This is a genomic window from Maribacter taeanensis, from assembly GCF_047345145.1.
Taxonomy (GTDB): Bacteria; Bacteroidota; Bacteroidia; order Flavobacteriales; family Flavobacteriaceae; genus Maribacter_C.
Map to the genome: position 1 here is coordinate 171,766 of NZ_JBLFER010000006.1, position 25,427 is coordinate 197,192.

The following is a 25,427-nucleotide window of genomic DNA, read 5'->3' on the forward strand; positions in this document are numbered from 1 at the left end:
GAAGAAACGTAGGGCAGGTGATAAGAACTACGTTTCGGTTTGGTACTAAGCCAAATATAATATTTTGCTTTTATCTTTTTTGTTGAAAATGCCAAATTTTATATTTGGCGACTTTATTAAGAAACACATACTTTCAAATTAAGCCTAAACCGCCCTATGTTTTTTATACATTGTTAGCCACTGGCTTTTATCATTCAGTCGGGAAATGTTTGTCTAAAAAATCATATACAAGATTAAAATGTTCTAAAGGTGCTATGTGTCCACCATCTATTGCTATGTGTTTGTTGTAATGCTTGAATTTTTTGTTTTTTAATCTTTGAATTAATTGGTCAGACATTTCTGAAGCTGGCCATTGGTCATCGGTTTTACCCGATAATATCAATATAGCTCCGTTAATATTTTCAACTTCAATTTCAGCTTTTTTTACACCTTCTTTGTCTTCAAGTATCATTTTATGAGCAGTATATAAATCTCCTTTTAATGCAGGTGAGATTGTTTTTAAAGGTGCTGGGACATAAGGAACTTCTTCTCCTTTGAAAGTCCAAGAAGAAGTATTTGCAGACCAAGTAATTGCAGGGAAGCTTACATTCGATGTTGACATTGCAATAACAGCATTGAAATGGTTAAATCTGCTAGCTAAATTCAAGACTAATTCTCCACCACGAGAACCTCCAATAAGTGCAATTTTTGATTCATTAATTTTATAATTTCTTTTGGCAATATTCATTATCGTATCTGAAATTGCATCTAGTGAAATTCTGTCAAGATTTTTCGGTGTTCCGTCAGAATTGAAGTATCCAATTGCCAAAATCGCATAGCCTTTTTGAATAAGACTATCTCTTTTACTTTTCATATGATTTCTGTGCCAATCAATTCCACCTTCTGCACCACCAAAAGCTACAATTAAAGGCTGATTTTCTGTGTTTCCTGAATATAATAGAGTTTCAACAACTCCGTGCTGTTTTGATAACCTTGGTACATAGGTGAATATGTAAACTATTCCTGAAATTAAAGCTAGAGTTAGGATTAATAATATTCTTTTAGTTCTTTTCTTCATTATAAGTTTTAATTTAGGGTTAAAACTAGTAATTGAAATCATTAGAACTTTTGACCTAAATCAAATAATTACTTTTTAGCTCTTATTCGACTTAGTGTTTCTTGAGTTATTCCTAAATATGAGGCAACCATACCTAAAGGAATACGATGATAAATTTTAGAATAAGTTTTTTGAAAATGATAATATTTTTCTTTAGCAGATGTAAACCTCATAGAAGTTATACGTTCCATAAAATGACCAAAAACAGTTCCCATTGACAAACGAGCGTAACGTTCCATTTCTGGAAAATTGTCAAAAAGATATACAAGGTCGTTTACGTTGATAAAATATGCTTCGGTATTTTCAATTGCATCAATATAATAGATGTCTTTTTCTCTTTGTGTAAAGCTTTTAGGTGAATTAACCCATTCATCTATTCCTGAAAAATATTCGCTGATTTCTTTTCCATCTTTGATAAAATAGGTTCGTAGTATACCTTTGTTAATGAAATAGCTCTTATTAGAAATGTTGTTTGCGTCTAAAACAAGTTCTCCTTTTTCGAATGCAATCGGTTTTATTCGTTTTGAAAGTTCAGATTTTAAATTTTCTGAAAGCGTAATAAACTTTTCAAAATGGGTGAATATATTTTCTGTTTTTTCGATGTTATTCAATTTGAGTACAGGTGTTTCTTTAACTTGTGGCTAACGGTTCGGCTAAGCGTAGTGGGGTGGCAAGGAAACTTTTCGTTTCCGTCTGCCGACGTAGCTAAAGCTTATTGTTTTGCTTTTTCCTTTTTTATTCCAAAGCTAAATCCATAAGATTTAGCGACTTCATAAATATACACAGACTTTTGGGTTTTGCCCTAAAGTCCGCATTACGTTTAGGCATTGTTGGTAATAGTATTTTTAATGAAGTAAGAGTTAAATTTTAATCTAAAATAGGGTCGGGAAAGACAGAAGTGCATTTTCCACCAGATCTTTTCTTCATTCCAGTAAATAAACAGAAATAACCTTTATTTAAGAATGTAGTTTCATTTTCAATTACCAATTCATATTGAAAAACTCTATCTTCATCTTGAAACTCACTACCCTGAGGGAAGAAAACTCGAGATTCAGAATTGGAGTTAGCTTGATAAACAAGATTTTTGTCCACATCAAAAATTTTAAGAGTAAAATTCTCGTACAATTCTAAATTCCTTATACTCCAAGCGTCATTTACTCCATCATTATTAGGGGTTGCGAAACCATAAAATTCTAGCTCACCTCTTGACTGCTCTAAATTATCCACGTTTGTATCGGCAAATGGATTGTTATCGCAGCAAGAATAGTTGATACTTTCCAAATCCGATTGTAAATTATCAGATGAACATGAATTAAGAATTATTGTTAAAAAACCTACGAATAAATATCTCATTTTTAAATTAACTTATTGGGTTCTAATTTAATATAATTCAAATGGCAAAAAAAGAGTTATATTATTGCCAACGGTTGGGCTAAGCGTAGTGCGGAGGCAAGGAAACTTTTAGTTTCCGTCTGCACACGAAGCTAGAGCTTTTGGTTTAGTTTTTATTTTTCTTTTCCAAAGCTAAATCCATAAGATTTAGCGACTTCATAAATGTACACAGACCTTGGATTAAAACCCGAAGTCCGTATTAATTATAGGCATTGTTAGCAACTGGCTTTTTCTACGTTACCTAATCCGCTTGTATTTCGCACTTATACGCAACTTTTCTTTTTTATTTGGGTAGTAATAATTTAATCTTTTTTCAGATATTTTGATAGTCCAGGAATAGTCGGTTTTATGTCCATTTCTATACTCGGTCATAGAATAAAATTCACCGTTCCGAGTGATTTTTCCATTACTGATTTCAGGTTTATAATTTTTATATGTTTTCCATTCCTTTTTATTATTTACACTCCAATTTTTTCGAGTATATGTTGAATCAGAATGTATTGTAATTTCACTAATTCCGTATGAATAGACTGAGCTGTAGTTATGGTCATGACCTAAATAAGTTCGGTCATTTGATTGTCCAAAAGTTGTAGATAGGAAGAAAAATAGAAGTAGGTTTGGAATTCTGATTTTCAATTTTAAATGATTTTTGAGCTTGTTGCTAACGGTTGGGCTATGGTTTCGTTGTGGAATTGTCCGCGAGGACCATCCCGCCGAGACCAAACGATGGTAGAAAGGTAGGAATTTTCAGTGAAAAATTCCGCCACAATGAATTATAGCCGTTGTTAGCTGTAAGTATTGGCTGATATTCTTTAATCATATTACAGTAGATTGTAACATTATAGTTCATTGCTGTAAGCTTCAATTAAATCATTCACCAATCGTCCATAAAAATACTTGTTGTGATGAATAACACGTGCGAAAAAAAAATAGTCATGTTGAACAAGAGGCTTTCCATATTTAGAATCTTTCAAATATCCCTCAGTGTCAGTATGCAATATATTATTCCTCACATTATTATCTAACCTCTGTTTACTAATTTCAGAAATTATAGACTCTTTCTTGCTTCTTAGGTTATCATCTGCTTCGGATTGATTAATCTCTTCCAAATGAATGAAAGCCCGCTTCATGTCACTTCCTTTTCCCGATAATTTACCAATGATATAATCAATTAATGCCAAGACACTATAGCAGAGCAATTTGTCATATTCGAATATAAAGCAACTTTACTTTCTAAGTATAAATCCTGCAAGAAACTATCATTAGTTATTTCCGCAATTTCTAGTACTTTAACAGATTCAATTTCTTTCTCTATAAAATAGTTTATGTTGTCTTCAACAGTCGATTTTGTATGAATTAGGAAATCTAAGCTATTTTTCATGATTGTCTTTCTCCAAATTATCTGTTAATCAATATTGCAGCTAACAATTCGCTAAGCGTACCACGGCACGCTTAGCCCTTTTTTAGGAATACTAATAGTTTTTTTAAATTACTCTTTAATCCCAGGTTGTAAGATTTTATAACCCGTTTTAGCCTTCTCAGCATCAACAATATCTTTTACTTCTTTCAAGAGTGCTTTTGCATCATAAACGATTCCATCTTTGATGGTATATTTTACGCCACCTTCACGAATCACTTCATTGTCCTCAGTAAGTTTTATGGTACCGGTGCCGTAAAGTACTTTTAAGTTCGCCAAAGGATTCGCATCTACAACCACAAAATCTGCTAATTTACCAATAGACACAGATCCTATTTTATCATCCATACCCAAAGCCTCTGCACCATTTAAGGTAGCAGAACGAATCACTTCTAAAGGATGAAAACCTGCTTCACGAAGCAATTCCAATTCCCGAATAAAAGCGAATCCATAAAGCTGAAATATGAATCCTGAATCGGAGCCTGCAGTTACGCGCCCGCCTCTGTTTTTATATTCGTTGATGAAGGTCATCCAAAGTTGAAAGTTCTCTCTCCAAGCAACTTCTTGCTCCGTTCCCCAATCGTGCCAGTAACTTCCATGGGAAATTTTGCTGGGTTGGTAGAAGTCCCAAAGAGAAGGCAAGGTATAGTCCTCATGCCATTCAGCACGACGGGCACGTTGCAAATCGCGACTTGCTTCATAAATATTAAAGGTTGGGTCTAGCGTAAAATCAAGATCTAACAATTCAGTCATTACGTTTTCCCAATGCTTAGAGTACGGTTTTGCAGCCTGCGCCCAAAGTTTTCCTGCATTTTCAAAACGATGTTGTTCGTTTTGGTAGTTATAATCCAAAGGATAATCTTGTACCGTTCGATCATCAAAAAGGGCTTCTGGGAGGCCGTACCAGTGCTCCATTGAAGTTAATCCCGCTCTAGCGGAATGCAAAACGTTCCATCTAGCCACACTCAACTGGGCATGATGACAGGCTGAACCTAAACCTAATTTTTTATTCTCATCTAGAGCTGCAGCCATGATTTCTGGTTCTGCTCCGAAAAACTTAATACCATCAGCTCCTTTCTTAGCATTGGCACGTACCCAAATTCGTGCTTGTTCAGGAGTTGAAATTGGAATATCATTTAAAGGATTAAAGCTTCCGCTTGTTTGTCCGAATCCCGTATACGCCATAACCCTTGGAGCTACGATTTCATTTTTAGCACTTTTTCGTTTGAGATCCATGGTGAAATCCACGCCGCGACCACTAGGTTCTCTAACCGTTGTTACTCCATGCGCCATCCAAAGTTTGAAAACATAATCAGGTTCTGCGCCTTGTGATTTTCCACCAATATGACCGTGCATATCGATAAAACCTGGCATCAAATACATGCCATTGCAATCGAGTTCTTTGCCGCCAGCTTTCAGTTTCGGTCTTTTAGATTCATCGATGGGCACGCCATCATAACCTACTACCTGAATCTTTTTGATAATGTTCTTTTCTACCACAATATCAATGGGACCTTGAGGTGGTGCTCCATTACCATTTACGAGCATCACGCCTCGAATTATTAATTGGGAATGTGGTCCGTCGCCTTGTGCGGATTGTGAAAAGCATTGAAGAACTCCTACTAAAAATAGGACTAGAGTGAATAGGATGGATTTTGTTTTCATTTCAAATGGTTTTATTGTCATTCCCGTGAAGACCGGAATCTTTTTAAGTATTATTTTTTGATAGCACGTATATGCATAAAGCTGGTAAAAGCGGATTACTAGAATATTAGATTTTTGGATTGTTAGACTTAACTATAATACGGTGTTGTGGACTTTCGTTTTTTCTATCTAAAAATCCAACAATCCAACAATCAAAATATCCAATAATCAATTCCTAGAAGGAACATTAATCTTATCTCCTAAAAACAAAGCATTTAGAAAGAGTCGATTGGTTCCATACCAGCTACCTCTAAAATTCGGGTTGTCAGCAAATAAAACAACTCTACCACTTCCTAATTTACTTACAATCAAAGAAGCTGAAGGTTTTAGATTCTCCTCCATATTCTTTTTAGTGATGAATCCGTCGATATGTGGGTTTTTAGCATATTTGGCTACCGTTGCATATTCATTTTTACTTGGTGCTAGCCATACCGTATTGTTCTTATAAACAGGAATCGAACTGTCGCGGTACCCAAAGGCTAGGGGGTGCGTCATATCCAAATCTGCCCTAAGAATAACTCCGCCAATACTTTCCTTACCAAGATTTTCGCCAGCATCTACGTAGGGTTTCCTATCAACCACTTTGGTCGAATCTTTTTTTAGAGAATCTTTCTTTGCATCGGTCAGTTTTTCTTTTACCAATTTTTTATCAATTGCCCATTTTGTAGCTGTTCCAATGGTAATTAAGGTATTCCCTTTGCTTACCCAGGCCTTGATTTTTTCTTGTTGCTTTTTGGTTAAACTATATCTGCCGGAGACCATTACTAAAGTGGTATACTTATCAAAATTTGTGCGATTGAAATTGCGCATTTGTAGTTTGGTAATAGGCATATTCATACGAGTGTCTAATAAATGCCAAACTTCGCCTGCTTCATAAGATCGTGTTCCGTTTCCGATAAGCATAGCCGCTTTTACTTTTTTAATTGGCTGAATGTAACGACTGCCTAAATCAACCCCTTTTAAGCTGTATCCTGAGTTTACCGCGTACATGGGTACTTGATATTTCTTTTGAGCTTGTTGTAGTAATTCGAATACTTCTGGAGCACTTTTCTTTTGAAGAGAAACGGGTACTACTAATGATCCGTAATTGAAAGATTTTGAGTTGTTACCCGTTTTTACCGTAAAAGGTTTAAAAGCCGATGAGATAACCAATCCCTTTGTTTGCAAATAATTCAAAGCAGCTGGGGCATTGTAGTCATCCCAATCAACTACATAGGCGTATTCTGATTTTTGAACGGCGGAAACAGTCACGAGATTATCCGTATTTTCTATTTTCTCACCCATTTTTACTGAAGTAGTTGGTCTATACTTCATATTGTAAAAGTTTCCTACGGACCAAGCTGAAGCATCGTAATACACACTGTCCCGATATTTCGAATAGGTCTCAAACATGGTTTGTACCATTCGATATTGGGGTTGTTTTGTAGGCACTACGTATTTGTTTCCCGATTTGTAAACATCAATTTCATGCACTAGTAGTTTGTCAATAAATGCCTTAGTACGGTTTTGATCATGTACATCACCAAAAGTGTAGCCTTTGATTTTACTTTTGGCCGCACGGCTTATTGCACTTTTAAAGAAGTCCTGCTGATATTTTCGCATGTAAGCCTTATTCGCAACTGCTGTTTTTACCGTAGTAATACTAGAAGTATATTGATTTCGAATTGTAAAGGGAAAAGTAATTTTTCCAAAAGCCGTTTTTTGTTCATGACCTCTAGAACTTGCCTGCTCGAATAGTAAGCCCAGACCTCCTTGTAAATCCGGATACGAAGAACCGTAACCTGGGTAGGTGCCATCAAATACCTCTTTGGTAAAGTAAAAAGATCCAATACTATCTAAGGCCTTTGCAAATTGAACACCGAACATATCGTTTAGATCTTCGTAGTTTTCTTTTGGCATGATAGGATCGTAAGAAGCATTGACTTTCATTGGCTCAAAGAAATATGTGGCTTGACTTCCCATTTCATGAAAATCAGTTACTACATTCGGGTACCATTCATGATACCATTTCAACTTGCCTCTGCTCTCCGGATTTATAGCTAATAACCAATCTCTATTCAAATCAAACCAGTAGTGATTGGTTCTTCCGCCCGGCCAATATTCATTGTGTTCTGCATCTTGAGGATCGGTCACATTTGGTGTTCCTTGGTAAGTATTTGCCCATTGTGTATGGCGATCACGACCATCAGGATTGATAGTCGGGTCCACCATGATTACAGCATTTTTCAAATATTTTAATATCTCCGGATTGTTGGATGCTGCAAAGGTATATGCAGACAACAAAGCAGCTTCTGAACTGGATGGCTCATTGCCATGCACATTATAGGCGAGATTAATGAAGATAGGAACATCTCCATAATTGGTAACATTTTGAGTAGGATCGGTAAAAGCAATATGCTGCTCTTTTATTTTATCAAGATTGGATAAGTTTTCAGGACTAGTAATGGTCAAAATGACCAATTTCCGTCCTTCATGGGTTTTTCCATATTCATAAATAGAGGCTCTGTCTGAGGTTTCCGCCAGTTTCGTTAAATAAGCAACGATAAGGTCATGTCGTGTATGATGTTCTCCAATACCATATCCTAAAAACTCTTCAGGACTTGGAATGGTTTCATTAAAAGGATGAAATTTTTTGAAAAAGTAATCTTGTGCTTGAATTGTGGTACTGCAGCAGAGTACCAAAAGGAGTAATCTTTTAAGCATTGGAAGGAGTTTAGAAATTAGTCGTACTAAATATAAGTATAATACGGGTAATTAAAGACCTTCTAGTTCAGATGCTAAGCGGGCTGTATGGCCGGAGGAATCGATTGTTTGATTTCCTTGAACTTGACTATGTAATGAGTGCCTTTTCTTGTAATGTCACGAACAATTGAACCCCGCAGCTGTCGGGCAAGATTATGAATGAGTTTAAGACCCAGTGATTGGGTAGTTTTATGATTGATAGTTTCTGAGTACCCAACTCCCGTATCTCCTATGTTCAGTAAATATTCGTCATAATCTCCTTTGCGAAGTTTGATGAAAATATGACCTTGGCTATCATCAACAATTCCATACTTCAAGGCATTGGTAACGGCTTCATTAATCAAAAGCCCTAATGGAATGGCCGTATCAATATTCAACTTTACATCAGGAATATCAATATCTAATGTAATGTTACTACTTGTTCCTTTAATCGAACGAACCAAATATTCAGCAAGTTCCTGCACATACGATTTATATCCTATTTTGGAAATATCTTCCCGCATATACAGCATTTCATGAACCATTGCCATAGAAATAACTCTGTTTTGACTGCTTTTTAAAAGACTTTTAGTGTCCTTGTCAGAAACGTTCCTAGATTGAAGGCTTAGCAAACTAGATACGGTTTGTAAGTTATTTTTTACGCGATGGTGAACTTCTTTAAGCAGGGTTTCCTTTTCATTGATTTTACGTTCTAACTCATCTTTAGTCTTGTAAAGATTATGATGGGCACTTAATAAGTTTTTCCCAAAGACTCCCCCTAAAAGATATATTGAGAATAGTACGCTTAGCAGCGCAAAAATATTCTTTGATTTTTCGGGAATAACATTGGTTGCAAAACTAAAATCAGCGATACTTTGTGAGTAGATAAGAACAATAATTAGAAGACATAGGTTAAGGTACAATGAGCCGTAAGATTTTGTTGTAACGTAACCAGCAATGACAATAATAGCCAATACGAATATAAATGGACTGTTAATACCACCACTAAACAAGGTAATAACGCTAGCGCCTGCTAAGGTCATTACGGAAACTATATTATAAGTTATAGTGAGGTTTTTATGATAATAATACAGAACGGTATTGATAAGGTTTAAAATTCCAAACCCTAAAAACACGTACGGAACGATTTCTGTAATGTCTAGAAGAAACAAACAGATACAAGCGAATATTAACGAAAAGGCAGAGGTAAAATAATTTACCCTTAGAACCAACCGTGCTTTATCCTTTAGCCGCTCTTCAAGTTTTTTATTCTCCTCCATGGTACTCGGTTTATAGGTTGGTTGAGATATTAAGTTAATCCGAAAATTAACAAAACGATCTTATAACAAAGCTAAATATGTTTTAGCTTATAATCCAATTTATAGCTTTTTATTTGTAGAACTACTTTTGATTCACTCTTAAAACAATGATATTGTAAGTATAAGCAATAAAAATAAATCTCTTAGATTTCTATGCGACCGGGCTCAAAGTTTGGGGAACATCTTTAAATTTAATATTGTAGGTAGTGCCTTCTTTTGATTCGTCTTTTAATGCTGATCCCTGTAGTTGTCTAGCGAGGTTGTGAATTAGCTTGAGGCCAAGTGATTTTTTTAAGGTTGAATTTCCTTCATCAGTGAATCCGATTCCATTATCACTTATGGTTAGCACATAGCTATTATCTTCACTTTCTTCTTTTTGAAGCCCGATTGTTATTTGACCTTCTTTTTTACCTTCAAAACCGTATTTCAATGAGTTTGTAATGGTTTCATTGATCAATAGTCCTAGTGGAATTGCTGTGTCAATACCCAACTGTATATCAGGAACGTCGATGTTCAGATCAATAGTGGGACCTGAATCAGCAACCGATTTCATAAGAAAAGCCGAAAGTTCTTCTACATATGGTCTAAACTGAATTTTAGAGAGGTTATCATTTGTGTAGAGCATTTCGTGAATCATTGCCATCGAAATCACCCGATTCTGACTACTCTTGATAATTTTTTTGATTTGTTCATTAGTTGTATTTCTACCTTGCATACTCAACAAACTAGAAACGGTTTGTAAGTTGTTTTTAACCCTATGGTGTATTTCTTTGAGTAAGGTTTCTTTTTCAAGGATTTGCGCTTCAATTTCCGTTTTTGATTTGTACAAACGATGATGGGTCTTTAATAAGTTTTTTCCAAAAATAGCTCCGAGCAAATAGACCGAAAACAAAGCACTTAATAAAGAAAAATTATCTCTTGAAGCGTCGGGAATTTCATTGGTCAAAATGATAATATTTAACTTTCCCACCGCATAAATAGCACTAACAATTCCTAATACAGAATATAAGTAGATTTTACCGAAGAGGCTTGTAACCACATATCCTGCCAGAACAATAAGAGCAAGTACAAATAGAAAGGGACTGTTTATACCGCCACTATATAAAATTATAATGATCGTGCTAATTAAGGAGAGTAATGATGTTACCACCGCCATTACAAGTAAGCTACCATGACGTTTGAACATAACTACGTTCAAAAGATTAAGAATTGTGTAGGTGAAAAAAGCATGTGGAACAATATTCTTAATCTCAAGGAAATAAAGACACAGTACTCCAAAGACTATACTCAACAAAGAAGAGGTATAGTTGAATTTTAAGAGCAATTTAGTTTTATCACTAAGTCTGCTATTTTTTTTAGCTGAATTATGCATCACCTTTCCTTTTGAAAGTAGAGAATACAAGTAAATAGGGTAAGAAGGGACAAATTCTATAAGGTAAAGCTACCTTTTAATAGGAAATTGCTTGCTGAAAATGTGGTGAAAGAGTCGATTTATGTGGTATACACGTGAATTTGCAGTATAAGTCCAATAATTTTGACGTTTACGAACACTTTTATGCAATAAAAACGGCGACCATAAGGTCGCCGTTTTACTCTTTACCTTCGCTTAGATTAGTCCTCAGTCAACACCCATTCCCCTTTGTTAATTAAGGGTTCTGCTTGTTTATACTTCACAACTTTACTCTCGCCAGACATAATGTTTTTGATAGTCACACGGTCATTTCTACCAATTTTCTTATGCTCACGAACTATAGTTTCTGTAATCGCAGGTCTACCGCCTTGATTTTGTCCAATTGCTCTACTTTGAGCAGCGCGTTCATCACTATTCGGAATTTCTTCTTTACTTGTCTGTAAGTTCTCTTTCGGTCTACGAATGTTATCAGCTTGTTGAATATCATTCGGGTTACCACTTGGTAATTCACCCTTGAATAAGAAAGAAACCACTTCTTTGTTTACTTTTTCGATCATGCCTTTGAAAAGCTCAAACGCTTCAAATTTATAAATCAACAAAGGATCTTTTTGCTCATGTACCGCCAATTGTACGGACTGCTTTAATTCATCCATTTTGCGAAGGTGAGTCTTCCATGAGTCATCGATAATGGCTAAAGAGATATTCTTTTCAAAATCCGTAACTAGTTGAGCTCCATTACTATCATAAGCTTCCTGCAGATTAGTTACCACATTTAAGGTTTTTACTCCATCAGTAAAAGGGACAACAATACGCTCAAAACTATTGCCTTTGTCCTCATATACATTTTTAATCACAGGGAAAGCACTAGCAGCATTGCGCTCTATTTTTTCCTTATAATGATCGTAAGACGCTTTATAAAGGGTTCCAGCAATTTCTTGTACACCTTGTTTCTCGAATTCGTCTTCAGAAATAGGCGAAGTAATAGAGAAATACTTGATCAGTTCGAATTCAAAATTCTTATAATCATTAGCTGCCTTATTTTGTTCGGTGATTACTTCACAAGTGTCATATACCATATTGGCAATATCTACTTGAAGGCGTTCCCCTTGTAAAGCATGGCGTCTTCTTTTGTAAACTACTTCACGCTGCGCGTTCATTACATCATCATATTCTAACAAACGCTTACGAACTCCAAAGTTATTTTCCTCAACTTTTTTCTGCGCACGTTCAATGGATTTGGTCATCATAGAATGCTGAATAACTTCACCATCTTCAAGTCCCATTTTATCCATCATTTTAGCAACACGATCAGATCCGAAAAGACGCATTAGGTTATCTTCAAGAGATACATAGAACTGCGAACTTCCTGGATCACCTTGACGACCAGAACGACCACGTAATTGTCTATCTACACGACGTGAATCGTGACGTTCAGTACCTACAATTGCCAATCCACCAGCTGCTTTTACTTCATCTGAAAGCTTAATATCAGTACCACGACCAGCCATGTTGGTTGCTATGGTTACGATTCCTGCATTACCAGCTTCAGCTACAACGTCGGCTTCTTTCTTATGTAATTTTGCGTTCAGTACATTATGAGGGACTTTACGAATGTTCAACATTCGAGAAAGTAATTCCGAAATTTCAACGGAAGTTGTACCAATCAAAACTGGTCTTCCAGCGTGAGATAGTTTGGTAACCTCGTCAATAATTGCGTTATATTTTTCGCGCTTAGTTTTGTAAATCAAGTCGTTTCTATCGTCACGAGCGATAGGTCGGTTGGTTGGGATTTCCATCACGTCCAACTTGTAGATTTCCCAGAATTCACCAGCCTCCGTGATCGCAGTACCTGTCATACCGGCAAGCTTACTATACATTCTAAAATAGTTCTGTAAGGTAACTGTTGCAAAGGTTTGTGTCAACGCTTCAATCTTTACATTCTCTTTCGCTTCAATGGCTTGGTGCAAGCCATCAGAGTAACGACGCCCGTCCATAATACGACCGGTTTGCTCATCTACAATCATTACTTTGTTGTCCATAACCACATATTCCACATCTTTTTCAAAGAGGGTGTAGGCCTTCAATAATTGGCTCATGGTATGGATTCGTTCACTTTTTACTGTGAAATCTTTGAAAAGTGCCTCTTTTAATTCAGCTTCCTTTTCAATTTCAAGGTTTCTATTTTCAATTAAAGCAATTTCTCCACCGATATCTGGCATTACAAAGAAATCTCTATTCTCTTCTCCTGAGATATAATCAATTCCTTTATCCGTCAGCTCAATTTGATTGTTTTTCTCCTCGATAACAAATAGCAGATCTTCATCTACCTTAGGCATCTCACGATTGTTGTCTTGCATGTAGAAGTTCTCTGTCTTCTGCAACAACTGTTTTACACCTTCTTCACTTAAAAATTTGATTAGTGCTTTATTTTTAGGTAAACCTCGGTGTACACGAAGTAGTAAAAATCCACCTTCTTTCGTATCACCGTCAGCAATTAACTTTTTAGCTTCTGCCAATACTCCAGTTAAATGTTGTCTTTGTTTTTGAACGATCTCATTAACTTTTGGTTTCAGCTCATTAAATTCATGACGGTCACCTTCAGGAACAGGTCCTGAAATAATCAAGGGTGTACGAGCATCATCCACTAAAACAGAATCGACTTCATCGACAATGGAATAGTTATGCGGCCGCTGCACTAAATCTTTTGGCGTATGAGCCATATTATCCCTCAGGTAATCAAAACCAAATTCGTTGTTAGTTCCATACGTAATATCGGCGTTGTATGCTGCCCGTCGGCCATCAGAATTAGGTTTGTGATGATCAATACAGTCAATTGTAAGTCCATGGAATTGAAAAATAGGAGCCATCCAAGCACTATCACGTTTCGCTAGGTAATCATTTACGGTTACCAAATGTGCGCCATTTCCGCCAAGGGCATTTAAGTAGAGTGGAAGAGTAGCAACTAATGTTTTCCCTTCCCCTGTTTGCATCTCTGCAATTTTACCCTGATGCAATGCGATTCCACCAATCAGCTGAACGTCATAGTGTACCATATCCCAGGTGACTTCTTTTCCGGCAGCGTCCCAAGAATTTTTCCAGATGGCATTGTCGCCGTCTAAGGTAACATAGTCTTTGCTTCCTGAAAGCTCTCTGTCATATTCAGAAGCAGTGACAGTCAGAGTTGTATTATTTGCAAAGCGTTTTGCAGTTTCCTTTACAACTGCAAATGCTTCCGGTAAAATTTCGTTTAATGTATTCTCAGAAATCTTGTAGGCTTCTTCTTTTAGCTTATCTATCTCGGCATAGATATCTTCGTTCTTATCGATGTCCTTTGATGAGTTTACTTCTTCTTTCAAAGCTTCGATTTGATCATCTAAAGATTTGCGATCTTCTTTAATTTTAGCTTTGAATGCTGCAGTTTTTGCGCGAAGTTCATCGTGACTTAATCCCTCAAGGGCAGCTTCAAAAGATCTAATCTGATCAACCATAGGTTGCAACTGCTTCACATCTTTTTGAGACTTGTCGCCCACAAATGCTTTTAGAACTGAATTTAAAAAACTCATAAATATATTTTATATGGTGAACCGCTTATAACCGAATAGCGGTACTATGTATTTTGATTTCCAATGCCTTTGGTTGAGCAAAAGGTATTCCAGTTTCCACTTCAATAAGATATTGACTGGATACCTGACAAAATTACATAAAAAAAAAGCCTCGTATGAGACTTTTTAACTTCAATTAACTTGAAATGTTATTAATATTCATCCTCGTTCCAGAGGTAGTCTTCTTCTGTAGGATAATCAGGCCAAATCTCTTCAATGGACTCATATATCTCTCCACCTTCTTCTTCCATTGATTGTAGGTTTTCAACAACCTCTAAAGGTGCACCAGTACGAATCGAGTAATCGATTAATTCGTCTTTTGTTGCAGGCCAAGGCGCATCACTTAAATAAGATGCTAATTCTAATGTCCAATACATGGTAATAGTTTGATTTTAAATTTTTTGCAAAAATAATTTTTAAAAGGAAACAGCCAAGTTTTTTAGCGTTTTTTATTAAATATTTTCGCTTTAATAGTTTGATAACGAAGAAATATCAAATTTATTAGCCTTTTTTCTCAGGAATCCATTTGATTTCTTCTGCTTTCAAATCAAAAGACAATTTTCGTGCCAGCATGAAGATGTAATCAGAAAGCCTATTGATATAGATTAAAACTCGTTTGTCAAAAGGTTCATTTTCATTTAGAAGGGAAGCCATACGTTCTCCTCGACGACAAACTGTACGAGCAATGTGACAGTATGACACGGTGGTATGTCCACCAGGAAGAATAAAATGAGTCATCTGAGGTAATTTTGCTTCCATCGCATCCATTTCTTTTTCTAGGAGTTCAATGTCAGCGACTTCTATTTTAGGAATATTTAAACGTTCCTTGCCATTTTTAAGAATAGCTTTTTCAGGATCTGTGGCTAGAATTGCACCAACAGTAAAAAGTTTATCTTGAATTAAGGTCAATATCTTTTTAGAGTGAAGGTCAATTTCTTGATCTCGAATTAGGCCTAGCCAAGAATTCAATTCATCAATGGTACCGTAACTCTCAATACGCATATGATGTTTTGGAACACGAGTACCTCCAAATAATGCAGTTGTGCCGTTATCGCCTGTTTTTGTATAAATTTTCATCAATCAGTAATTAGTATGTAGTGGTTAGTTTGTAGTAGCTCAATTAAGATTGAATTCAAATTATTGTTGAATTATAAGGGATGTTTTTTCTTTGTCTACCGTCTACTTCTTATCATCTCGCTTGTAGTCGCCCATAAATTTTCTAGACTTTCTAGCTTTTGACCTACTTCTGGTGGTGAGTGAAATAATTAGGTAAAGCATAAATACACCCCCTAAAATGATATAAATCGTGTTATTGCTCATTTTGTGAATACTGAGTTTAAAATTACAGGATTAAATCCGAATCTTAAAATGTTCTTTTACCTGTTCTTTTCTAAAGAAAAGTGCTCCACAATGGAACATATCGATTGAAACGGTAACTATTTCATTTTGTCTTAGCGTTTCCCATCGTGCTGAGGAGTTTTTATTTCTATGGATGTTTTTTATGATAATGATGCTTTCATTATGGATTTCGTCTTTGGAGATAATCAGAATGTCTTCGATGGGGTTATCGAGGTAAATTAAATCAAAAGGATTTCCCTCGGAAGGCTTTAGTCCAAATTCCTTGGCAATTCGATTTCCGATTTGTGAATCTTTCGAAGTCAGTTTAAACGTCTCAATGGAAAAATACGGAATGCTTTTCAAGAGTATTCTGTTAGTCTTAGAGCCTTTGAATTTGGGTTTGGCGTATAAACATTTGGTTATGTAATTATAGACGAAAGGGGAATGTACCCCATGTTGATTTGTGGCGGTTACTAGGTGTTTTAGATATTTTAGCAAAAAGTACATTATTCAAGCAATGCCGAAAGCTCAAACCATCTTTCGGTCTTTGTTTCAATACCATCACTAATTTCTTTCAAAGCCTTTGAAAGTTCTGCGATATCATCTCCAGACAAATCGCCTGTTACAAACTGCTGTTCTATTTCACCTTTCTTAAATTCCAACTTTTGAATTTCCTTTTCAAGCTGTTTGTATTCTTTCTGTTCAGAATAGGATAATTTCTTGCTCTTTTCCTCAGTCTTCCAAGAATTCTTGGGGGAGTTGGCTTCTTTGGTTTTTTCTTTCGCCTTTTCTTTTTCAGCCCTGATTTCTAGAACAGTGCTATCTTCATAAGCTCTATAATCAGAATAGTTTCCAGGAAAATCTTCCACTACGCCATTTCCACGAAAAACAAAAAGATGATCTACAATCTTGTCCATGAAATAGCGATCGTGAGAAACGACTATTAAACATCCAGGAAAATCCAGTAAGAAACTTTCTAAGACATTTAGGGTAACAATATCCAAGTCGTTTGTGGGCTCATCTAAAATCAAGAAATTCGGATTCTGAATCAGAACAGTACATAAATACAGCCGTTTACGTTCTCCACCACTTAGCTTATCTACAAAATCGTATTGCTTTTTTCGGTCAAAAAGAAAGCGTTCTAATAGTTGTTGCGCTGAAATCTGACGCCCTTTCGCTAAGGGAATATAATCTCCAAACTCGCGAATGACTTCAATTACTTTTTGGCCTTCTTTTATCTGGATTCCCTTTTGAGTGTAATACCCAAATTTGATGGTGTCCCCTTTGATCACTTTTCCAGAATCAGGTTGATCTGTGCCAGTTAGAATGTTTAAGAAAGTAGACTTTCCAGTTCCGTTTTTTCCTATAATTCCGATTCGCTCTCCTCTCAAGAAGTTGTATTCAAACTGATTTAGAATAGGTTTACCTGGGTAAGCCTTTGAAATTTTATGTAGTTCAAGGATTTTACTTCCCATCCGTTCCATATTGATTTCTAGCTGCACTTCGTGATCTTTACGACGCTGACTTGCCTTCTCCTTTATTTTATTAAAATCGTCAATACGAGACTTTGATTTGGTGGTTCTAGCTTTGGGCTGTTTGCGCATCCATCCCAATTCCTTTTTAAAAAGAATTTTTGTTTTGTGATGTTCTACAGCTTCTTGCTCGATACGAGCTTCTTTCTTTTCTAAGTAATAGGAATAATTGCCTTTATAGGAATACAACTTTCCATTGTCTAATTCTATGATTTCATTACACACCCGTTCCAGAAAAAAACGATCATGCGTTACCATAAAGAGGGTCATATTTTCTTTAGCAAAATAGTGCTCTAACCATTCAATCATTTCAAGATCGAGATGGTTAGTTGGCTCATCTAAAATCAAGAGTTCGGGCTTGTTTATTAAGGCATTTGCTAATGCTAGGCGTTTTTTTTGCCCCCCTGAAAGCAGTCCCACTTTTACTTTAAAATCTTCTAATTTTAGTTTGAAAAGAATCTGCTTGTACTGTGTTTCAAAATCCCAAGCTTGATGATGTTCCATGGCTTCGAAAGCTTGTTGATACGCTTCTTGATCCTCAGGATTTTCTAAGGACTTTTCATAAGCAGCAATAACCCTGAGAACTTCACTGTCAGATGCGAAAATTGTTTCCTCAATCGTTAGATCAGGATTCAAATCAGGTTCTTGTTCTAGAAATGAAACACGTATTCCTTTTCGGTAATTTACTTGCCCTGTATCTGGGGAATCACTTCCTGAAAGCATTTTTAGAATGGAAGTTTTTCCTGTCCCGTTTTTAGCAATCAAGGCTATTTTTTGGTCTTTGTTTACTCCGAAAGAAATGTTTTCAAAGAGTACCAATTCGCCAAAAGATTTGGATATATTTTCTACTGTGAGTAGGTTCATTTTAGATTATTGGATGGTTGTAGATTCGGATTTTTTGAACATTTGCACTAAAAAGAGATAGCGCAAAGCTAGGGCTAATAGAACAAAAATGATCAGGGGAGAAAAGACTTGAATTTTAAATAGCCAAAGTATTGTTGTTATTACAATTCCTATTAATAGAACCCAAAGATATTTTTCTACCCAATTTTTTGGGGCCTTATTCTTGGCTAGTATAAATGCAAGAACCAAATTTAATGGAAACGCCCAAAGCAGATTGAAATTAGCTTTCGTAAAAACATGGTCGGTCATAAACCATAGGAAGAATATTAATAGTCCCGCGGCCCCAGTAATAAAGAACAGACCAAAATCTAACCATCTTGTTCGTTTTTTATTTTTGTGATCAAAGTAGGTAATAAGAACAACCGACACCATGAGTACAATTAACCAGAATAGGGGAGTGAGTAGAAAAAATGCTTTTTTATCAACGGGTTTTTCTTCAACCAGCACTTCTTCCTTGACTACAAATGCTTCTCCGTTTATGGTCGTATTCGGCATTTGTTGATAAACATATAACGGCAAAAACTGATGCTCCCAAGGGGTTGCCTTTCGATCGATGATAGAACCCAATGCCAAATCTATTCCGAAGGTAGCCCAAGCATTTTCATCCAAACTTTGGTGAATCAGTTGTCTAAATGTAAAAGTCTCTTCTAAGTGAGGATAGTCGAATTTTAGTTTATCACCTAAGCCGTTCTTTAAAACCTCAGGAATTTTTGTGGCACAATTGTCAAAAAGAAAGTCGTACAAATAATAGCGATTTTCTTTCTTGATGTTATTTTGTAAAAAGGCGAAAACTTCATTTCTCTCAGCTTGTGATAAGTTTAAAGTCTGTTCTTTTACCCATCTATTTTCTTGTTTGTAGGCTTCAATAAAACCACCGGTGTTATAGACTGACATTCTATAATTGAGCTTGCCACGGGCAAATTTCACATAGAAGCCTGGAGGGTCAAAATCAAAGCCACCATAATCATAAATCCGATCAAAACCTAGTGTCGGATCTTGAATGCGGAAGCCACTATGTCCAAATTTTGAGTACAATTCATCCCCGGTACCTACGGTGAGCAAACTGACTTTCGATAATGGAGAAAGCAGCATTTCTTGGCAAAATCCTATTGATGAAAAAGTAACGAAAAGGATAAAAGCTATTTTTTTAAGCCTCATTTTTGATCGTGAAATGTTAGGAACACAAATATCCGAATAATAATGGACTAAAGCGATTACTCGAAAATTGTATTATTTTTACGTAAACCAGTCCAATAATGAAAAGACACATTCCTAATCTTATAACTCTTTTAAATGTTTTCTGCGGATGTGTGGCAACCATATTTGCTGTTCTCAACCAATTAGAACTGGCAGCTGTTTTCGTTTTTCTAGGGATTATTTTTGACTTTTTTGATGGTCTAGCAGCACGTATGTTAGATGTGAAAAGTGAATTGGGATTACAACTCGATTCTTTGGCAGATATGATTACGAGTGGTCTGGTTCCTGGTATTGTTATGTTTCAGTTATTAGGCATGTCAATGTCTGGAGGATGGAATGTAGATTTATCCTCTCAAGCTGCTGATTCAACATTCTGGGTAGGATTGAAGGTTGCGCCCTTACCTTTTCTAGGTTTCTTAATTACCCTAGCTTCAGCATATCGTCTGGCAAAATTCAATATTGATGAAAATCAAGTTTCATCTTTTATAGGATTGCCCACTCCTGCAAATGCCTTATTAATTCTTTCCTTGCCATTAATATTGTTATATCAGAATAACGACTTCTTGAATAGTATCATTTTAAACCAATGGTTTTTAATTGGTATCACTATTTTGAGTGCATTCCTTTTGAATTCCAAAATAGAACTCTTTGCTTTGAAGTTTAAGAACTGGAGTTTTCAAGATAATGCCTTGCGTTACGTCTTTATCATTATAAGCCTGGTACTATTGGTTACCATGAAGTTTTTAGCAGTTCCTGTGATTATTGCTTTTTATATTGTGAGTTCAATCATAAGCAAGGCCTCTGCAAAATGAATAGTATAGCTATTTTAGTCAAACAAACTCAAGACGCCCATTCTTGGACGAATAAGTTGATTGATTCCATTCCAATGAAAAATTGGGAGGATACCCCTGAAAATCTTGCATCTAACATCAATTGGCAAGTAGGCCACCTCGTTATTAGCGAATATTATCACGCTATTTTAGTGGTTTCGGGTTTCGATGAAGAAATCACCAAAAAGATTGATTTGAAAGCCCTTAATCAGAGGTATGGTTATGAAAGTGTTCCATCTGAGCTAATCGGTTTGAATAACTCGAAAAGCTTAAAAGAACATTTGATTTTTATGCAGAACAAAGTCATTCAAAATGTTTCCGCCCTGACCTTGAAAGATTTGGAAAGCGAAGTTGAACAACCTATAAAACAAAAACATCCGGTAGCAAAAACAAAATTGGAAGCAGTTTCATGGAATATCAAACATACCATGTGGCATTGCGGACAGATAGCCTCCATTAAAAGGCTAATACATGGAGGTTTTGATTTTGGTTTGCCAAAAAGAAGATGATATGTATAATTTAATTAGTAATCTGTAGAACTATGAGTTTTAGAAAATCAATTTTTATTGCCTTCATCACAGTCGGTTTTTTAAGTGCCTGTGGAGAGAAAAAAGCAAATGAAGTTCAGGTCGATGCTGCTGAAATCGAGAACGCTGCAGCTGAATTAAAAGCCAAAGCAGCAAAGGAAGAAGCTGAGTTAAAGGCGGCCAAACAAAGGGTTGAGGACAGTTTAAGAAAGGTTGATAGCCTGCAACAAGTAAAAGAACACGGTCACGTTCATTAAAAAAAGAAATGCCTAGCAAATGCTAAAAAAAACAATACTATTTTTTGTTTTGTGTTTTGTTTCGGCAAGTGCCTATGCGCATGGGGTTGATGATGAAACTCAGGCCTTTTTATTGGGTAACAAAGGAGTCGCGTTTGGACCTTTTTTATATATCGGCGCCAAGCACATGATAACTGGTTACGATCATTTACTCTTTTTGGTTGGAGTTATTTTCTTTTTATACCGAACGAGAGAAATTATAACCTATGTGAGTTTTTTTACCATCGGACATAGTTTAACCCTCTTATTGGGGGTTATGGCCGACATCAATGTAAATGCCTATCTCATTGATGCGATAATAGCCTTATCAATTGTTTATAAAGGATTCGATAATCTTGGTGGCTTCAAACAGTTTTTTGGGAAACAGCCCAATACCAAAATTGCCGTAACGATTTTCGGGCTTTTTCACGGATTCGGACTAGCCACAAAATTACAGGAGTTTGAGTTTGATAAAGAAGGTCTTTTCGTCAATTTATTGGGTTTCAATCTAGGTGTTGAAATTGGACAATTTTTAGCTTTAGGTTTAGTGCTTCTTGTATTAAGCGTATGGCGGAAGTACGATAGTTATCTTAAATTTTCTAAAACGACAAATATTGCTTTAATGGCGGCAGGATTTCTTTTACTTGGCTTTCAGTTGGCAGGATATTTTACCTCTTAATTTTTGATTATGGATACTACAAATCAACCAGTTCTAAATAAAAAACAATTGCTGAAGTCCGTAATCATAGCATTGGTTATCGGTGCAGTAGTTTTGGTAACTGCAGTTTTACCAGCAGAATATGGAAAAGACCCAACGGGTTTGGGGGAGCTATTCGGTTTCAGTAAATTATATGTTGGTCATTCTTCAGAGGAAACTACCGATGGTACTATTCAAATTGTCCCTAAAAATGTAAAATTATTAGAACTAAAAAAGTTGGGCTCTCCACCAGAGGTTCCTAAACCAGTTGCTGCGCAAAATCCACCTCCCGCCGAACAATTAACCATGAGATCAGATACGATAACCATAGTTGTACCTTCTGGTAAAGGTTTGGAATATAAGTTTAAGGCCTTGAAATTAGGGAGTGTCAAATACGATTGGAATACCAGTAAGAGCAATATCGTTTATATTGATTTTCATGGAGAAGTTCATGAAGAAAACCCACCTGAGCAGGTTTTTTATGAAAGCTACACTTTAGCCTATTCCAATAATATGGCAGGTACTTTTACTGCGCCTTTTGATGGAAAACACGGTTGGTATTGGAGAAATAAAAATGGTGCTGACGTTACCGTTACTTTACATTTAAAGGGTCAATACGAGTTGTTAGAAGAATATAATCAAGAAGAATAAGACTCACAGAAATTTAAAAATCCAGTTTCTTTTTGCGAAGCTCAAAATTTTGTCCCAAATACACTTTACGTACCATTTCATCAGCAGCCAAATCTTCCGGGATTCCTGATTTCAGAATACCACCCTCAAACATAAGATAAGAACGCTCTGTAATCGCTAGGGTTTCTTGAACATTATGATCGGTAATAAGAATACCAATATTTTTATCTTTTAATTGCGCTACAATACGTTGTATGTCTTCAACCGCTACAGGGTCAACGCCTGCAAAAGGTTCATCCAACAAAATAAACTTAGGGTCGGTTGCTAAAGCACGTGCAATTTCGGTTCGTCTGCGCTCTCCACCAGACAATAAATCACCGCGATTTTTTCGAATGTGCCCCAAACTGAATTCTTCAATTAGAGACTCCATCTTCATTTCCTGTTCTTTTTTGCTAAGCTTAGTTAGCTGAAGAACACTCATAATATTTTTTTCAATACTGAGCTTTCGAAAGACCGAAGCTTCTTGAGCTAAATAACCAATTCCGTTTTGAGCGCGTTTGTACATGGGGAATTTTGTGATCTCCATGTCATCTAAGAAAATCTGTCCACCATTTGGTTTCACAAGACCTACAATCATATAGAATGAGGTGGTTTTACCTGCACCATTGGGGCCCAGTAATCCAACGATCTCCCCTTGGTTGACTTCCAAAGAAATTCCCTTTACTACCTTTCGCCCTCTGTAGGCTTTCATTATGTTTTCTGCTCTAAGCTTCATTCTTTCAAATCTAAAGCATATAAATTCCGTTAATGGAAAATCGCCCTATTATTTAACTTTTTTTAGCACGTTTGGCTTCTTTTTTCGCCTCATTCTTCAAGACTCGTTTAGAAATGTAAATGCTTATTTGATATAACATTAAGATAGGTAATGCAACTAAAATTTGACTTACAACATCAGGTGGCGTTACAACAGCTGCAAGAATTAAAACAACTACCAGTGAAATTTTCCGATACTTTTTTAAGATCTCAGGCGTGACTAAACCAACTTTTGTTAAGAAATAAACAATGATTGGAAGTTCAAATATTAAACCGCAGGCAATCACCGAGGTTCTAACTGTGCCAATAAAGGAAGCCAAATCGATATTATTACTTACTTGATCACTTACGGTAAACGTCCCAAGAAAATTAATCGAGAGGGGTGCAACCAAATAATAACCAAACAGAGCACCACTAAAAAACAATAATGAAGCCGAAAATATGAAACCTCTTGAATGCTTTCTTTCATTCTGATGTAGCCCAGGACTAATAAATTTCCACATCTCATAAAGTATATACGGAAACCCTAAAATGAATCCTGCCCAAATGGCGGTCCATACGTAGGCCGAAAACTGTCCTGACATTTCACGACTTTGAATAATGAGTGGCAATTCATCAGCACAAAAATTAGACTCAATATTAAGGAAAGTACCAACTTTGCAAAAGAACCTATATGTGGGAAAATCCATATTTTTTGGTCCAAAGAGCACAGTGTCGAAGATGAATTCTCGCATTAAAAGAGCGATACTCGCAATAATTACAACTGCTATTACAGAGCGTATCAAATGCCATCTTAATTCTTCCAGATGGTCTAAAAACGACATTTCATCGGGAGACTTGGTAGGTGCTTTTGCCATTGTTAAAGAATACCTTCGTTGATTAGGTTATGCAAATGTACAATACCCTTATAATTTTTGCCCTCAACAGCGAGCAATTGTGAAATACCTTTTTCTTGCATGAGTTCAAGTGCGGTTACAGCCAAGGTTTCTGTTTCAACAGTTTTTGGATTTTGACTCATAATGTCTTTGGCTGTTAATCCGTTAATACTGTCATATTTATTGAGCATTCTTCGGATATCCCCATCTGTAACTACACCTATAATTTCATCGTTGTCAACTACGGCTGTTACTCCGAGCATTTTTTGAGATATCTCCACAATGACTTGTTTGATATCTGTTTCAGGACTCACCTCTGGTTTTTGGTTATTGGCAACAATATCTCCTACACGTAAATAAAGACGTTTTCCAAGAGCACCACCAGGGTGGTACATTGCAAAATCATTACTACTAAACCCTTTTAGTTCTAGAAGACAAATAGCCAAAGCGTCTCCCATAACTAATTGAGCGGTGGTACTTGTAGTAGGCGCTAAATTATTTGGACAAGCTTCTTTCTCTACATAAGTATTTAAAATAAAGTCAGATTGTTGCCCTAAAAAAGAATCAATATTGCCAGTCATCGCAATAAGCTTATTTTTTCCTCTCTTGATTAAGGGGACTAACATTTTTATTTCTGGAGTATTTCCACTTTTGGAAATACAAATGACAACATCATTTTCTTGAATTGTGCCCAAATCACCATGAATGGCATCCGCTGCATGCATGAAAATTGCGGGAGTTCCCGTAGAATTTAAAGTGGCTACAATTTTTGAGGCAATTATTGCACTTTTGCCAATACCTGAAATTACGACTCTGCCTTTTGATGATATGATACACGAAACGGCATTTGCAAAATCAGCATTCAAAAAAGTGCTCAAATTTTGAATTGCTTCGCTTTCGGTTTTTATGGTTTTCTTGGCTAGATCAAGTATAGCTTTGGTATTGCTCAAGGTATAATATGAATTATTGGTTGCTGTATGTAAAGAATGTATTATATTTAAGACTACAAATTTACGTAAAGTTACGTATATCGGATTCTTTTTAAATAAAGCAAAGTTAATTTGGTAAAGTGTTAATTTAAAAGTTTAGAAATCCGTATCTTAAGAAACTAAAGTGTTGATTTTTAGTGATGAAATTAGTAATGAATA

The 25,427-nt window shown here is 36.0% G+C and carries 24 protein-coding genes; 5 read left to right on the plus strand and 19 right to left on the minus strand.

What is annotated here, in order from left to right:
• Nucleotides 1-190 precede the first annotated feature (190 nt).
• From ACKWCD_RS17270 to ACKWCD_RS17345, 16 genes are all read right to left on the minus strand, one after another.
• Nucleotides 191-1,099 (minus strand): alpha/beta hydrolase family protein, encoded by a 909-nt coding sequence (locus ACKWCD_RS17270; RefSeq protein WP_413985213.1) that lies wholly within the window; start codon nucleotides 1,097-1,099, stop codon nucleotides 191-193.
• A 26-nt stretch (nucleotides 1,100-1,125) separates the two neighbouring features.
• Nucleotides 1,126-1,707, minus strand: coding sequence for a Crp/Fnr family transcriptional regulator (locus tag ACKWCD_RS17275; RefSeq protein WP_413985214.1), 582 nt, complete (start codon nucleotides 1,705-1,707; stop codon nucleotides 1,126-1,128).
• Between the two features lie 256 nt (nucleotides 1,708-1,963).
• On the minus strand, nucleotides 1,964-2,449 hold the full coding sequence (locus ACKWCD_RS17280; protein WP_413985215.1) for a T9SS type B sorting domain-containing protein: 486 nt from the start codon (nucleotides 2,447-2,449) through the stop codon (nucleotides 1,964-1,966).
• A gap of 276 nt (nucleotides 2,450-2,725) precedes the next feature.
• The gene (locus ACKWCD_RS17285; RefSeq protein ID WP_413985216.1) at nucleotides 2,726-3,124 is read right to left on the minus strand and encodes a hypothetical protein; all 399 of its coding nucleotides are present in this window, start codon (nucleotides 3,122-3,124) and stop codon (nucleotides 2,726-2,728) included.
• A 203-nt stretch (nucleotides 3,125-3,327) separates the two neighbouring features.
• Nucleotides 3,328-3,687, minus strand: coding sequence for a hypothetical protein (locus tag ACKWCD_RS17290; protein WP_413985217.1), 360 nt, complete (start codon nucleotides 3,685-3,687; stop codon nucleotides 3,328-3,330).
• A gap of 290 nt (nucleotides 3,688-3,977) precedes the next feature.
• Nucleotides 3,978-5,570 carry an amidohydrolase family protein gene (locus ACKWCD_RS17295; protein WP_413985218.1) on the minus strand — a complete coding sequence of 531 codons (1,593 nt, stop codon included), beginning with the start codon at nucleotides 5,568-5,570 and terminating at the stop codon, nucleotides 3,978-3,980.
• A 207-nt stretch (nucleotides 5,571-5,777) separates the two neighbouring features.
• The gene (locus tag ACKWCD_RS17300) at nucleotides 5,778-8,312 is read right to left on the minus strand and encodes a M14 family zinc carboxypeptidase (protein WP_413985219.1); all 2,535 of its coding nucleotides are present in this window, start codon (nucleotides 8,310-8,312) and stop codon (nucleotides 5,778-5,780) included.
• Between the two features lie 74 nt (nucleotides 8,313-8,386).
• Nucleotides 8,387-9,610, minus strand: coding sequence for a sensor histidine kinase (locus ACKWCD_RS17305; RefSeq protein ID WP_413985220.1), 1,224 nt, complete (start codon nucleotides 9,608-9,610; stop codon nucleotides 8,387-8,389).
• A 190-nt stretch (nucleotides 9,611-9,800) separates the two neighbouring features.
• Nucleotides 9,801-11,021 carry a sensor histidine kinase gene (locus ACKWCD_RS17310; RefSeq protein ID WP_413985221.1) on the minus strand — a complete coding sequence of 407 codons (1,221 nt, stop codon included), beginning with the start codon at nucleotides 11,019-11,021 and terminating at the stop codon, nucleotides 9,801-9,803.
• A 239-nt stretch (nucleotides 11,022-11,260) separates the two neighbouring features.
• Nucleotides 11,261-14,623, minus strand: coding sequence for a preprotein translocase subunit SecA (gene secA / locus ACKWCD_RS17315; protein ID WP_413985222.1), 3,363 nt, complete (start codon nucleotides 14,621-14,623; stop codon nucleotides 11,261-11,263).
• A gap of 191 nt (nucleotides 14,624-14,814) precedes the next feature.
• Nucleotides 14,815-15,039 carry a DUF2795 domain-containing protein gene (locus ACKWCD_RS17320; protein ID WP_013994285.1) on the minus strand — a complete coding sequence of 75 codons (225 nt, stop codon included), beginning with the start codon at nucleotides 15,037-15,039 and terminating at the stop codon, nucleotides 14,815-14,817.
• Between the two features lie 124 nt (nucleotides 15,040-15,163).
• Nucleotides 15,164-15,739, minus strand: a complete 576-nt coding sequence (locus ACKWCD_RS17325; RefSeq protein ID WP_413985223.1) for a cob(I)yrinic acid a,c-diamide adenosyltransferase — start codon at nucleotides 15,737-15,739, stop codon at nucleotides 15,164-15,166.
• A gap of 102 nt (nucleotides 15,740-15,841) precedes the next feature.
• Nucleotides 15,842-15,982 (minus strand): hypothetical protein, encoded by a 141-nt coding sequence (locus tag ACKWCD_RS17330; RefSeq protein ID WP_413985224.1) that lies wholly within the window; start codon nucleotides 15,980-15,982, stop codon nucleotides 15,842-15,844.
• 30 nt (nucleotides 15,983-16,012) lie between these two features.
• Complete coding sequence (locus tag ACKWCD_RS17335) at nucleotides 16,013-16,363, minus strand: hypothetical protein (RefSeq protein ID WP_413985225.1); 351 nt, start codon at nucleotides 16,361-16,363, stop codon at nucleotides 16,013-16,015.
• 143 nt (nucleotides 16,364-16,506) lie between these two features.
• Entirely contained in the window at nucleotides 16,507-18,396 is a 1,890-nt protein-coding gene (locus ACKWCD_RS17340) for an ABC-F family ATP-binding cassette domain-containing protein (protein WP_413985226.1), read from the minus strand.
• A gap of 6 nt (nucleotides 18,397-18,402) precedes the next feature.
• Nucleotides 18,403-19,593 (minus strand): lipoprotein N-acyltransferase Lnb domain-containing protein, encoded by a 1,191-nt coding sequence (locus ACKWCD_RS17345; protein ID WP_413985227.1) that lies wholly within the window; start codon nucleotides 19,591-19,593, stop codon nucleotides 18,403-18,405.
• A gap of 98 nt (nucleotides 19,594-19,691) precedes the next feature.
• Between ACKWCD_RS17345 and ACKWCD_RS17350 the strand changes: the two genes are divergently transcribed.
• The 5 genes from ACKWCD_RS17350 to ACKWCD_RS17370 are packed head-to-tail and all read left to right on the plus strand — an operon-like array spanning nucleotide 19,692 to nucleotide 22,612.
• On the plus strand, nucleotides 19,692-20,444 hold the full coding sequence (locus ACKWCD_RS17350) for a CDP-alcohol phosphatidyltransferase family protein (RefSeq protein ID WP_413985228.1): 753 nt from the start codon (nucleotides 19,692-19,694) through the stop codon (nucleotides 20,442-20,444).
• A complete protein-coding gene (locus ACKWCD_RS17355) occupies nucleotides 20,441-20,971 on the plus strand; it encodes a DinB family protein (protein WP_413985229.1) in 531 nt (176 codons plus the stop codon). The genes ACKWCD_RS17350 and ACKWCD_RS17355 overlap by 4 nt, the downstream gene beginning before the upstream one ends.
• Nucleotides 20,972-21,003: 32 nt before the next feature.
• A complete protein-coding gene (locus ACKWCD_RS17360) occupies nucleotides 21,004-21,246 on the plus strand; it encodes a hypothetical protein (protein WP_413985230.1) in 243 nt (80 codons plus the stop codon).
• Between the two features lie 19 nt (nucleotides 21,247-21,265).
• Nucleotides 21,266-21,943 (plus strand): HupE/UreJ family protein, encoded by a 678-nt coding sequence (locus ACKWCD_RS17365; protein ID WP_413985231.1) that lies wholly within the window; start codon nucleotides 21,266-21,268, stop codon nucleotides 21,941-21,943.
• A 9-nt stretch (nucleotides 21,944-21,952) separates the two neighbouring features.
• Nucleotides 21,953-22,612: a hypothetical protein gene (locus ACKWCD_RS17370; protein WP_413985232.1), complete on the plus strand. Its 660-nt coding sequence runs from the start codon at nucleotides 21,953-21,955 to the stop codon at nucleotides 22,610-22,612.
• Nucleotides 22,613-22,625: 13 nt separating this feature from the next.
• Here ACKWCD_RS17370 and lptB read toward each other — a convergent pair whose 3' ends face one another.
• The 3 genes from lptB to ACKWCD_RS17385 are packed head-to-tail and all read right to left on the minus strand — an operon-like array spanning nucleotide 22,626 to nucleotide 25,229.
• Nucleotides 22,626-23,366 (minus strand): LPS export ABC transporter ATP-binding protein, encoded by a 741-nt coding sequence (lptB, locus tag ACKWCD_RS17375; RefSeq protein WP_413985233.1) that lies wholly within the window; start codon nucleotides 23,364-23,366, stop codon nucleotides 22,626-22,628.
• Between the two features lie 52 nt (nucleotides 23,367-23,418).
• On the minus strand, nucleotides 23,419-24,261 hold the full coding sequence (tatC, locus tag ACKWCD_RS17380) for a twin-arginine translocase subunit TatC (protein WP_413985234.1): 843 nt from the start codon (nucleotides 24,259-24,261) through the stop codon (nucleotides 23,419-23,421).
• A 2-nt stretch (nucleotides 24,262-24,263) separates the two neighbouring features.
• Nucleotides 24,264-25,229 (minus strand): KpsF/GutQ family sugar-phosphate isomerase, encoded by a 966-nt coding sequence (locus ACKWCD_RS17385; RefSeq protein ID WP_413985235.1) that lies wholly within the window; start codon nucleotides 25,227-25,229, stop codon nucleotides 24,264-24,266.
• Nucleotides 25,230-25,427: the final 198 nt, after the last annotated feature.